Below are 13,634 nucleotides of genomic sequence, written 5' to 3' on the forward strand. Positions count from 1 at the left end.
TTCTAAGTAAAGCCTTTACAAATCCATTCAGCTTATCTATAATTATGAGTGTATTCTTCATATCATAACGATTGACCACAAATATCATAGCTGCTACGAAAAAAGCCGAGCTGCCTTCAAGCTCGGTTTTTTTCGTTGAAGTTATTTTCTTTACTCCCTTCTTCCTCCACAGCTTCCAGCAACGTTTTTACTTCTTTCTTCACACGCTTCGTAACCATAATATAAAGTGTATCGCCAGCCTGTATTGTCGTTTGACCATAAGGAGTGATTACTTCTCCATCCCGGATGATCGCATTGATTAATGCTTTATCAGGCAGTTCCATATTTTCTAAGGATTGACCGACGATCAAATTTTTAGCGCTCACATCAAACTGCATAATTTCCACATTAGCTTTTCCAATTGAAATAAGCTCCAGTGAGTGGATCGGATTCGTTTTCATTTCTGAAACAAGCTTAAGCTTCTCTGCGACCCACGTGATCGAAGAGCCTTGAGCTACTGTAGATACAATTACGATAAAAAATACTACATTGAACATCAGCTGACTGTTTTCCACCTCGGTTAATAAAGGAAAGATGGCAAGAACGATGGGAACAGCCCCGCGTAAACCAGCCCAGGAGAGGAACAGCTTCTCTTTCCAATTAAACTTAAAGAATACAAGGCTTAAATAAGTGGCAACAGGTCTCGCCACCGCAATTAAAACTAAAGCAATTAACAACCCATCGAAAATAATCGTTCCCGTAAACACATCGGATGGAAACACAAATAACCCAAGCAAAATAAACATAAGAATCTGCGCCATCCAGCCAAAGCCTTCATGAAACCGTAAGATCGAATAGCGATAGGCTAACTCAGTATTACCTACCAATACAGCCGCAACATAAACAGAAAGCAGCCCGCTTGCCTGAATCAAAGAACTGGCCCCATACGTTAAAAAGGCAAAACCAAGAGCAAAAATCGGATAAAGACCGCTCGAATCAAGATTAATACGATTTAATGCATAACTCGCTCCATAACCAATCAGGAGTCCTACGGCTAAGCCCCCTCCCATCTGCCAGAAAAAAGAGCCGGCCATCGCCGCGAAGTTCGTGTTATCAGTCGTAAGTATCTGGATAAAACTTATCGTTAGAAACACGGCCATCGGATCATTCGTACCAGACTCTGCTTCTAATGTAGCCTCTAATTTATTTCGTATATTTTTTCCTTTTAGAACAGCAAACACCGCGGCAGCATCCGTAGAACCTACTATTGATCCAAGCAGGAAGGCCTCGAGCCATGAGATGCCCAGTATGTATTTTGCAGCTACTCCTACAATCGTACTCGTAATGATAACTCCACATGTTGCTAACGTAACTGAAGGACCAATGACCTGCTTAATGGACTCCCACTTAGTCTGCATTCCACCTTCGAATAAAATAACAATTAAAGCAAAAATACCAACCACCTGAGCAACCTCTGCATTATCGAAGTAGAGAAGACCTAGACCATCACTTCCTACAAGCATCCCAACTCCAATAAATAAAACTAGAGAAGGCACTCCAAGTCTTGAAGAAAATTTAGTAACTACGACACTCATTATTAACAGCAGGGAGACAAGCATAATAAACTGGTTGGATTCAATAATTTCATGGATCATCAGGGTAACTCCTTTTTATTTCACAACTACATTACCCTTATTATAACAAGATCTATAACATCTAGTGGAGTATTTCAACTCAAGAAAGAACAAAGGCTTAAAGCGACCTGGCGGACATGATATAAGAAATACGTCGAAGTAACAGCTTATTAAGAAACCCTCATTTACACTTTCATCTCGAAAGTGTAAACATTCTTTGCAAGATCAAGAGGAAGGGGTTTTAGGAAACCACTCCCTTTCCATGACCCCACACGTCGCGGAGGCGTTCGATGTCACAAAGGTTCCATCCAATAAAAAAGAGCCGAGGGTTTCCCCTCAAGCTCACTCGCTTAAAGCAGCTAATTCACTACTCTCTTCTTCATTAAAGAAGTGTTTCATAGCATAGAAGACATCAGCTTTCTTTCTTAATATATGATAGCGGAATTTCGGGTGGCCAATCGATTTATAGGCCTGCATTAAACTTGATGACCGGTTGTATTGATTAACTTCCCCATAACCGAACATTTGTGATACTTCCATTAATTGATTAATCAATGATACACATCGTTTGTTATCAGACGTTAAGTTATCGCCATCCGAAAAGTGAAACGGATAAATATTATATCGATCCGGTGAGTATTTCTCTTCAATAAGCTCCAGTGCTTTACGGTAAGCTGATGAACAAATCGTTCCTCCGCTTTCTCCTTTAGAGAAAAAGTCGTGTTCTGAGACCACTTTAGCCTGTGTATGGTGAGCGATAAATTCTACATCCACAGTTTCATAGTTTTTATTTAAAAAACGATTCATCCAAAAGAAAAAGCTTCTAGCCATATACTTCTCCCATTGCCCCATAGAACCACTGGTATCCATCATGGCAATAACCACTGCTTTTGATTCAGGCTTATCTTGGTCTGTCCAAGCTTTAAATCGGATATCTTCCGGGTAAATTGGTGCGAACGAGGAATCACCGCCGAGAGCATTTCGTTTAAAAGCTTCCAGCATCGTTCGTTTCTTATCAATATTTCCAACCAGCCCCGTTTTACGAATATCTGTAAACTCAATCTGTTCATGAATTATCGTATCTTTTTCTTTCTCAGCCAGATTCGGCAGTGTTAATTCTTTAAAAAAAGCTTCTTCAAGCTCAGCAAGTGAAACTTCTGCTTCATAATAGTCTTCGCCAGCCTTGTCGCCGGCACCTTCTCCTTGACCTGGTTTCTTCTGTGCTTCCTGTGACTGACCGACAACGTCACCAACTTGACTGTCCCCATCTCCTTGACCTGCATGTTTATTCTTGTCGTAATTATATCTGATCTTATACTCATCAAGTGAGCGAATAGGGATCTTAACAACACGTTTTCCATTAGACATTACAATATTTTCTTCAGTTATTAAATCAGGCAGCTGTTTATTCATCGCATCTTTGACTTTTTCCTGGTGTCTCCGTTGGTCATCATAGCCTTTTCGATGGAGGGACCAGTCGTCTTCAGCAATGACAAAGTTCTTCTTATCATTCATCCTAAATTCCCCCTCCTCTTTGTGGATTACTTTATCATATGCAGGACAAGTTCAATGGATGAGACTAATTACGATATGACAACAATTTTATTTGAATTTTCAGTTTATTGCATAGTTATGATCGTAACCATTCATTAACTAATCTATGCTGGAGGTTTTGAAAAGCGGGAGTTCGTTACGATTGGTCAGAGAAAGTGGGAGGCACGGCATTGAATGCTTTCAGTTCCCATGGCCTGGAGTTGACTTAAACATAAAAAAACCTCTCCGTTTTAACGAAGAGGTTCTTTCAAATTATCCTTCTAATAGCAAGTCATAAGGATCTTCTATCATTTCTTTAATACGGCGTAAGAATTGGACCGCATCTTTTCCGTCTACAATTCTGTGGTCGTAAGATAACGCAATGTACATCATTGGACGGGCTTGAATCGTATCATCCGGCATGACTTTGGCCCGCTTTTCAATGTTGTGCAATCCTAAAATTCCAACTTGCGGAGAGTTCAGAATCGGTGTGGAAAGCATAGATCCAAAGATTCCGCCATTTGTGATCGTGAATGAGCCACCTTGAAGATCGTCCAATTGGAGCTCTTTATTACGAGCTTTTTGGGCCATGTCCATAATTCCTTTTTCAATACCTGCAAAGTCCAGACGGTCAGCATCCCTAACCACTGGAACGACTAACCCTTCATCTGTTGATACGGCCATACCGATATCATAGAATTTCTTCTGGATTATTTCATTTTCCTGAATCTCTGCGTTAATGAGAGGGAATTCTTTAAGAGCTCCTACAGCAGCTTTAGTAAAGAATGACATAAATCCAAGCTTCACATCATGCTTCTTCTGGAAGGCTTCTTTCCGTTCGCTGCGCAGCTTCATTACATTCGTCATATCCACTTCATTAAATGTCGTAAGCATTGCTGAGGTTTGCTGGGCATCTACCAAACGCTTGGCAATCGTCTGGCGGCGGCGGGACATTTTAATTCGTTCAACAGGCTTATCAAACTCAGTTTTCCCACTGGTTTCTTTTGATTTTTTCTCCTGCTTCGGCGCTTCTTTTTTCTCCGCTTTTTTACTTTCTTTACTGGATCCTCCTGCTGCTGCATCCACATCCTCAGGACGGATCCTTCCTAATGGATCTTTCGCTGTAATCTCACTGAGATCGATTCCTAATTCACGTGCACGCTTACGGGCAGCCGGAGTGGCCACTACATCATTTTTAGTATCCCGCTGGTCAGCAGATTCTTGTTTTTCTTCTTGCTTTTCTTCCTGTTTTTCATCGTTGCCAGCTGTCTCCTGGGCAGGCTCTTCTTTTTCTGAAGAAGCTTCCTCTTTAGAAGACTCATCCTCACCTGAGCCGCCGGCTTCACCATTCTCATCGACTTTGGCAATAACGTCGCCTACCTCGACGTCATCTCCTTCATCCTTTAAAATTTCAGCAAGAACGCCGCTTGCATCGGCATTAACTTCAACGTTTACCTTATCTGTCTCGAGCTCAAGGATGGGGTCACCCTTTTCAACTTGATCGCCTTTTTTCACCAGCCACTCGGCGATCGTACCTTCTGTAATTGATTCAGCTAATTCAGGGACCTTGATTTCCTTCATGATTTGTTTCCTCCTTTAGACAACTGTAACGCTTCATTTATAATTCTTCTTTGCTCTGTTTTGTGGATGTTTGGTTCACCTACAGAAGGAGATGCACGGTGTGGTCTTCCAACGTATCGGTGAATCTGGCCTTTTTCAAGCATACGGTGCAGGATACCCTCTACAAAATACCAGCTTCCCATATTCTGAGGCTCTTCCTGTACCCATACTAATTCTTCTAAATTAGGATATTCGCTCAAAATCTCTTTTAGCTGTTTAGTAGGAAAAGGATAAATCTGTTCTACTCGAACAGCATCCAATGTTTCAAAAGTGGGATCTTCCATTTTTTCAACGGTATCTTCAATTTCTACCATGATCTTCCCGCTTCCAAGCAGAAGAGATTTCACTTTTTCTTTTTCCTTTTTCGTTTCTTTCGTCATGTAAGGCTGACGCATAATCGGCTGAAAATTTAATTCACTGAACTTGCTGCCCTCTGCTGCCACTCTCTGGTTTCGCAGCAGGCTTTTCGGTGTCATGAGAACAAGCGGACGTGATTCTTCCTCATCATTTATAGCAGCCTGTCGTCTCAGCAGGTGGAAATACTGTGCAGCCGACGTGACATTAGCTACTGTCCAGTTATTCTCAGCAGCGAGCTGCAGAAAACGTTCTAAACGCGCACTGGAGTGCTCAGGACCTTGTCCCTCATAACCGTGAGGAAGAAGGAATATCATATTTGATTTTTCTCCCCACTTCGCTCTTCCTGCCGCTACAAACTGATCAAATATAACCTGGCCAGCATTAGCGAAATCACCGAACTGCGCCTCCCAAATGACGAGGGCTTCAGGTGCTTGAACGCTGTAGCCATATTCAAATCCTAATACTCCAGCCTCAGAAAGCGGACTGTTGTAAATATCAAACGATGCTTTTGCTTGTTCAATACCGTGAAGCGGACAGTATGTGTCATCAGATTCGATGTCGTGAAGGACGAGGTGCCGGTGAGCAAAGGTTCCGCGTTCCGTATCCTGTCCGGTAATTCGAATTGGGTTTCCATCTTCAATAATAGAAGCAAACGCAAGGGCTTCGGCTGTTGCCCAATCAACTTTATTGCCTTCTTCCAGCATGTTTCCACGCTTTTGAAGAATTTTCTCTAGCTTTTTAAACCCATTAAAGCCTTCCGGTCTCTTTAAAAGCTCTTTATTCAGCTTCTTCAAACGCTCTAAATCAATAGCTGTCACAATTTCATCCAGCGGACGTTCAACTCCGCCCGGACGAGCCTTTACATCTGCTTCTGTAGTTTCGTTTTCTTTCATATTGTTATATATTTCACGAAGATTTTTTTCGTTTTCTGTAAAAAAATCTTTTAATGTACCTTCTTCTACAATTCCTTCTTCGATCAGCTGCTTTTCATAAAGGTGAGGAACGGTAAGGTGCTCGTCGATCTGTTTATAAAGAATAGGCTGGGTTGAACGCGGTTCGTCCATTTCGTTATGACCGTAACGTCGATACCCAATCAAATCGATAACAAAGTCTTTTTTGAATTTTTTACGATATTCATAAGCTAGTGATATAGCTGACAGACATGCAGCCGGGTCATCCGCATTGACATGGAGAATTGGAATTTCAAAGCCTTTGGCCAGATCGCTTGCATATCGGGTTGACCGGCCATCACGGCGGTTTGTCGTAAATCCGACTAAGTTATTCGCAATAACGTGAATAGTTCCACCTGTACGATATCCAGGCAGATCCTTCATATTTAAGGATTCGGCAACTACGCCTTCCCCAATAAACGCCGCATCCCCGTGAATCAACAATCCGAACGCTTCTTCCTCATCCAGCTTTGCATATCCGGGCTCAGAGCGGTCATCCTGTGCAGCTCTTGTAAATCCCTGCACGACCGGGTTTACGTATTCCAGGTGGGATGGATTATGACTTAAGGTTACCTGAGTGGATGACTGCTCGCCGTTTCCGATCTCACGGTGAGCACCAAAGTGATACTTCACATCCCCTGTCCATCCGTAGTTAATGCCAGTCGAACCTTCAGAAGGGATAAGCTCCTTATCCGGCGAATGGTGAAACTCAGAGAAAATACGATCGTACGGCTTCCCTAATACATGTGCCAGTACATTTAAACGTCCTCTATGTGCCATACCCATCATAATGTTGGATATCTTATCGGAAGAAGCTGCCTGGACGATAAAATCGAGCATTGGGACCATTGAATCGAGTCCTTCAATAGAAAAACGTTTCTGGCCGACAAAAGTCTTAGCTAGAAAGTTTTCAAAGCCTTCTACTTTAGCCAGCCTTCTAAGTAATTGTTTCTTCTCTTCTTCACTTAAATTAACCTGGAACTCTGAAGAATCGATTTTCCTTTGCAGCCACTGTCTTTCATTTTCATGACTCACGTGGTCATATTCAAAGGAGATCGTCCCTGCATACCGTTCTTTTAGAGTTTGAACGACCTGAAGAGCATTATTCAGCTTCACAGGTGGATTCGGCCAGACTACATCTGCTGGTATATTTTTCAAATCTTGCTCAGTTAGACCATATCGGCTGATTTCAAGCATATTCGTCGGGGGCCTTTCATTGCTGCCCACCGCATAAATTTTTGCATCTAGATGGCCGTGACGCCGAATAGCCTCAACAAGTTTCAATGCTGAGGTGACTTTAACCATATCTAAAGATGCAGCCTGTGCAGCTCCGTTTACTGCAGGAGCAGCAGACGCACTCATCCATTCCGGTGCCCCATGCTCATCAAATACTTTTTTTAATGATGGATCCACTGACTCTGGATCTTTTTCATATAACTCGTACTGTTCTTCAATATACCCCATATTAGGGCCGTGAAATTCTTCCCAAAACCTTTCGTTGGCACCTTGATTAGCCACGTGAAATACCTCCAAGTAGTTGTTGTCTAATGCTGGAACGTAAACGTTTGCAAACACACATACTATTATAGAGTTGAAACGTTATAAAATTCAACATTTATCGCTTTTTTTCTTTTCGTCTCGAATTCTTCTCTATTATAACAATAAAGACGCACCGATTGGTACGTCTATTTCACTTTTCTCAGAAAATTATACAGAAATTTACTCTTCGTCCTCGAGCACATCGTACGCCCACTCAAACAATTTCATTTGACTATTGACAGAAGGGTAATCTTTGTTGACCTTGATATAACGATAGCTTCCGTGTTCATCCTGTTCTCTCGATTTCACGTTATCCTTTAAGTATAATTCAAGAATTTCAATTAACCTGCTTTTAATCTCAGCCTCATATACAGGGAAAAGTAATTCCACACGCTTTACCATATTCCTTGTCATCAAATCAGCTGAGGATAGAAAAACCTTCTCCTCACCATTATGATGAAAATAAAAGATCCGGCTGTGCTCTAAAAAGCGTCCGACAATACTGATGACTCGAATATTCTCACTAATTCCTTCGACGCCCGGTTTTAGACAGCAGATGCCGCGGACGATGAGATTCACTGACACTCCTGCTTGTGAAGCTTCATAAAGCTTTTTAATAATAAGCTTGTCAGTTAGTGAATTCATTTTTGCTACAATACGGCCGTTTCCATAATCACGATGGAACTCGATTTCCTCATCTATTTTCTTAAGAAAGTCAGTTCTAATGTCAAAGGGAGCCATAGAAATGTGGAAATAATCGGGTTTCTCTGTATAACCGCTTAAATAGTTAAAGAAATTGGTAGCATCAATCCCGAATTCAACATCTGTCGTAATAATCCCCATATCTGTATAAATCTTCGCTGTCTGATCATTGTAGTTCCCTGTTCCCAGATGAACAAAACGCTCAATTGCATTCTTTTGTTTTCGAACGACAAGAATAATCTTGCTGTGTGTCTTTAAATAAGTCATTCCATAAATAACATGACAGCCCGCCTTTTCCAATTCACGTGCCCATTGAACATTATTCTCTTCATCAAAACGGGCTTTAAGCTCAACCAGAACTGTAACTTGTTTTCCATTCTCAGCCGCTTCTTTTAAAGTTTTTATAACCGGGGAATCACCGCTCACTCTATACAATGTCTGTTTTATCGCTAAAACATCAGGGTCTTTTGCTGCATCTGCCAGAAATTCTATTACTGGTTCAAAGGACTCGTAGGGATGATGCAGAAAAATGTCACGCTTTAATGCAGCTTCAAAAATATTTTCCTCATCCTTCATATCACGCACAGGCTGAGGTATTAACTGCTCGTAAACAAGGCCTTCTTTTCTATCGGCTGATTCCTTATAGAAATCAAATAAGTAACTGAGATCTAAAGGACCATCCGTAATGTATAAATCATTTTCATGAATCTCCAGTACACTTAATAAAAACCGAACCATTTTTTCATCAAGCTTCTCTTTGCGAACCTCAAGCCGGACAGCTGCACCCCATTTCCTTTTCTTTAGTTCTTTTTCAATTTCTTTTAGTAAATCACGTGCGCCTTCTTCGTGTATCGTCATATCTGCGTTTCTCGTAATTCTGAATTCAGTTATTGATTTTGCGCGGTATCCTTTAAAAAGCTTTTCTGCGAAGTGACTGATAATATCTTCTAACAGAATAAAGGTTGATGAGGTATCAGCTACTGTCAGTTCAACAAATCGTGGAATAACTGAAGGCACCTGGACAATGGCGTGCTTTTCCGTAGGGTCTTTTAAATCAAACGTATCTTCTAAAACGACAGCAAGGTTAATTGTTTTATTTAAAAGCTTGGGAAATGGCCGGTAGGTATCAACGGCCATAGGGGTTAAAACCGGAAATATCTCTTCTTCAAAGAATTGTTCTAATTCGTGAAGCTGTTCCTCAGTCAGCTTTTCAATTTCAGTGAGTTCAATACCTTCTTTTAATAGCTGCGGCTTCATCGCCTGGTAGGTATCGTACTGCCTTTTAACAAGTTGATGATTAATTCTCGCTATTTCTTTCAACTGCTGTTTCGGAGTTAACCCTGCCTTGTTCTCCGGTTTATTGTAGCCGGCTTTTACCTGATCCTTTAAACCGGCTACCCTTACCATAAAAAACTCATCCAAATTCGCTGAAAAAATAGCAAGGAACTTAAACCGCTCAAGTAAAGGAGTGGTATGATCCAGTGCTTCCTCAAGCACTCTTTCGTTGAAGGCAAGCCAGCTCAGTTCACGGTTATTGTAATAACGCGGGTCATCGAGATTCTTTTTGACGTCATCCATTGTCATTGACTACTCCCCTTATGCCAGAGATTTCTAACCACTCTATCACGCGAATTTTGACCGAATTTAAAGTTTAAATTAAGTATTTGTAAAAGTCCGGCCTTATAATTGAACAAATACTAAATTAATTTTTGTGTTCAGCGCCTTTTCCAGGTGCTTCTTTTGCTTTTCTATCTGATATTCTTCAGGCATATAATCCTTGCTGCAGAAAAGAGTGATCGTAAGGTTCTCGCCTTTTGCATTCACTTTTAATGATTCCACCGTTCCTCTGCGCGTGCTGTCCAGGCTGTAGCAAAACTTAAGAAACGCCCCTAAAAAACGAATGTGCTTTCGTTCTTCTTTTAAAAACCAGCTTTTATAAGGGCTGATAAATTGTTTGAAAACCGTTTTGTTTTTAAAAGAGGCCATTAAAGCAAGTTTTAAGCGGTCAATATGCATTAATCCGTCAATTGTACGGTTCGCAAGTAAATAAAAGGTATGCTGTGCACTTGCTTCATCATCTATATATTCCCCGAGATTAAATACATAACTCGCACGTTTCACCTCTGTCCAATCGTCTATGGTTAATGAACCAATTCCTCTTTCATGAAATTGCGAGAACAACTCCTTGGCTAAATGCTGTACGTGCTGTATCTGCCGCATATCCAGCTCATAGTCATTGATCAGTTCCTGGATACTTTCTTCTAAAACACTTGGAAAAAGGCTGGTCCCCATGCCCTGGGTAAGCTGCTCGTAAAACACACCGTCTCTTAACCCTTTCCTGCTTAAAATAAATCCATCTGCCTGTACGGCTTCGTACAATGTATGGAAAACCTCGACAGCTGGAAGAATTATATCCGCCCGGTCTTTAGACAAACCTTCAACCTTCTGCATCTTTTTCATCGGCAGGGTGAACAAGTAATTTTTAATAAATGAAAGATCGCTGTCCAGCATCTTGTATTGATGGAGACCTGCGAGAGGATATTCTTTTAAATTCTGATCTACCTGTACCACGTTCCTCGCGCCTCCGCCAATTCCAACTAAAGGTACTTTTTTACCAGTCAGCCAGGGGAGGCTGCTAAAGCTCTCTTTAAGAAATTGCCGAAGGTTTGAAAACTCTTCTTCTGTAGGCAGGTCTTTTTTAAAAAAGCGTTGTTTAAGGGTTACAGCACCAAAAGGGAAACTGTGAGAATGAATAAGTTCACGATCCTTAAAGTAGGTGACTTCAGTACTTCCACCCCCGATATCGACAGTGAAGCCTTCGGTTAAAGAGGTTGAATTTGCAACGGCTAAATATCCATAGTACGCTTCCTCTTCTTCAGACAGAACTCTCATATCGAATCCGGTATGCTTAGAAACTTCTTTGATAATTTCTTCCTGATTAGTAGACTGACGGATAGCAGCGGTAGCTACGCAGACCGTCTCTTCCAACACGTAAGTGGCAAGTACCCCTTCAAAGCTTGATAATGTGTGGAGCAATTTATTTATTCCGTTCTTTGAAAGCGTCCCGTCTTCCAGTAAATATGTACTCAACCTTGCTACAGCTTTTACGTTTTCAACTTCCCGGAGTCTTCCTCCTTTATCCCGCAGATAAACAACTAATCGTACGGAGTTTGAACCAATGTCAATAATGGCATAATGCTGTTTCGCCATCTGCCTCACCTGCCTTGTATTTTTGGTCATTATATCATAAAGGGACCCTAGACTGGGTCTAGAGCCCCTTGTAGATTTAACGATTCAGCAGGCTTCCTACGTACTTAAGCAGCTCATTAGCTGACGATGAGTTATATCCGTGTTCATCGACTAAAGTGGCCACCACTTCATTAATTTTCTTCAATTGCTGTTCGTTTGGTGTTTTCGTCGATGTAGTTATTTTCACAATATCTTTTAAGTCAGCAAATAATTTCTTCTGAATGGCTTCTCGTAAGCGCTCATGGGACTGATAGTCGAACTTTTTACCTTTACGGGCATAGGCAGATATTCTAATAAGAATTTCTTCACGGAAGGCCTTCTTCGCATTTTCAGAGACACCGATCTGCTCTTCAATGGAACGCATTAACCTTTCATCTGGATTCATTTCTTCTCCCGTCAGCGGATCACGAAGCTTTGCTTTGTTGCAATACGCCTCTACGTTATCTAAATAATTGTCCATAAGCGTACGGGCAGACTCTTCATAAGAATAAACGAATGCTTTTTGAACCTCTTTCTTCGCTAAATCATCATACTGTTTGCGAGCCAGCGAGATAAATTCGAGATAGCGCTCCTTATCGTCCTTAGAGATTGAAGCATGACTGTCTAATCCATCTTTTAACGAACGGAGTACATCCAGCGCATTAATTGATGTCATCTCTTTTTTAATAATAGTTGAAGAAATTCGGTTGATCACATAACGCGGATCAATCCCGGTCATACCTTCATCAGAGAATTCCTTCTTCAATTCTTCTACATCCACATCACTGAAGCCTTCTACTTCCTCGCCATCATATAAATACATTTTCTTCAGTACATCAATAGACGCTTTCTTCGATTCCTTTAAGCGCGTCAGCACGGTAAACATGGCCGCTACCTTTAATGTATGAGGAGCGATATGAACATCACGTATATCACTTTCCCGGATCATCTTCTCATAAATCTTTTCTTCTTCAGTTACTTTCAGATTATACGGGATCGGCATAACAATCATCCGTGAGTGCAGCGCTTCATTCTTTTTATTAGCAATAAAGGAACGGTATTCAGCCTCATTCGTATGAGCAACGATCAGCTCATCTGCCGAAATTAAGGCAAACCGGCCAGCTTTAAAGTTGCCCTCCTGAGTTAAACTGAGAAGGTGCCAGAGAAACTTCTCATCACATTTTAAAATCTCCTGGAACTCCATGATACCCCGGTTTGCTTTGTTAAGCTCTCCATCAAAACGATAAGCACGTGGATCTGATTCAGAGCCAAATTGGGCAATCGTCGAGAAGTCAATAGAGCCTGTTAAATCGGCAATGTCCTGTGATTTAGGATCAGAAGGGCTGAAGGTACCAATACCAGTTCGTTTGTCTTCAGAGAAAAAGACTCTTTCTACCAGAACATCCTCGATACGGCCGCCGTAATCTTTTTCGAGTCTCATCGTATTTAAAGGGGACAAGCTGCCTTCAATTCGAATCCCGTAATCTTCACGGAACTCATCTCTTAAATGGTGTGGAATCATATGCAGGGGATCTTCGTGCATCGGGCACCCTTTAATAGCAAAGACTGCTCCCTTGTCAGTGTATGAATACTTCTCTAGTCCCCTCTTTAACAAATTAACCAGTGTTGATTTACCGCCGCTGACAGGTCCCATTAACAATAGAATTCTTTTTCTTACGTCCAGGCGGCGTGCAGCCGGATGAAAATACTCTTCAACTAACCTTTCCATAGCTTCATCAAGTCCGTAAATATCGTCATCAAAAAAGGAATATCTCTTATGATGAGGGCCTTCCTCAACCCCCGCTTCCGTTATCATATTATAAACACGAGAATGAGCAGATTGGGCCAAGTAAGGTTTGTCTCTTAATAGCTCTAAATAATCTCTGAAAGTTCCTTCCCATTTCAATTCCTCTTCATGTTCACGATGATCTTGTATTCTTTTAATAATATCCACTCAACGACCTCCCTCGTCGTAACTAGCAAATTTAATACATCCTATGCGCGTGAAACCCGAAACATTCATAAAGGTACAAGCTCCTTTCGTCTATTGTATAAACCGCAACCAAAAGATTTGCGTGATCACGCAAATCAA

The 13,634-nt window shown here is 41.3% G+C and carries 7 protein-coding genes; all 7 read right to left on the minus strand.

All coding sequences use genetic code 11. The features are described 5' to 3' along the window. Positions 1–116: 116 nt before the first annotated feature. A complete protein-coding gene (locus LF822_RS07720; protein ID WP_253923399.1) occupies positions 117–1,634 on the minus strand; it encodes a potassium/proton antiporter in 1,518 nt (505 codons plus the stop codon). A gap of 321 nt (positions 1,635–1,955) precedes the next feature. After that, positions 1,956–3,128 carry a sporulation protein YhbH gene (yhbH, locus tag LF822_RS07725; protein WP_253923400.1) on the minus strand — a complete coding sequence of 391 codons (1,173 nt, stop codon included), beginning with the start codon at positions 3,126–3,128 and terminating at the stop codon, positions 1,956–1,958. Positions 3,129–3,419: 291 nt separating this feature from the next. Beyond that, the gene (odhB, locus tag LF822_RS07730; RefSeq protein ID WP_253923401.1) at positions 3,420–4,727 is read right to left on the minus strand and encodes a 2-oxoglutarate dehydrogenase complex dihydrolipoyllysine-residue succinyltransferase; all 1,308 of its coding nucleotides are present in this window, start codon (positions 4,725–4,727) and stop codon (positions 3,420–3,422) included. Further along, the gene (locus tag LF822_RS07735) at positions 4,724–7,537 is read right to left on the minus strand and encodes a 2-oxoglutarate dehydrogenase E1 component (protein WP_253923499.1); all 2,814 of its coding nucleotides are present in this window, start codon (positions 7,535–7,537) and stop codon (positions 4,724–4,726) included. The genes odhB and LF822_RS07735 overlap by 4 nt, the downstream gene beginning before the upstream one ends. Positions 7,538–7,792: 255 nt before the next feature. Beyond that, entirely contained in the window at positions 7,793–9,898 is a 2,106-nt protein-coding gene (locus tag LF822_RS07740) for an RNA degradosome polyphosphate kinase (RefSeq protein ID WP_253923402.1), read from the minus strand. A 96-nt stretch (positions 9,899–9,994) separates the two neighbouring features. Beyond that, positions 9,995–11,524 carry a Ppx/GppA family phosphatase gene (locus tag LF822_RS07745; protein WP_253923403.1) on the minus strand — a complete coding sequence of 510 codons (1,530 nt, stop codon included), beginning with the start codon at positions 11,522–11,524 and terminating at the stop codon, positions 9,995–9,997. Positions 11,525–11,600: 76 nt separating this feature from the next. Continuing rightward, on the minus strand, positions 11,601–13,496 hold the full coding sequence (locus LF822_RS07750) for a PrkA family serine protein kinase (RefSeq protein WP_253923404.1): 1,896 nt from the start codon (positions 13,494–13,496) through the stop codon (positions 11,601–11,603). Positions 13,497–13,634 lie beyond the last annotated feature (138 nt).

Origin of the sequence: Halobacillus sp. A5, assembly GCF_024189315.1 — a bacterium.
GTDB lineage: Bacteria > Bacillota > Bacilli > Bacillales > Halobacillaceae > Halobacillus_A.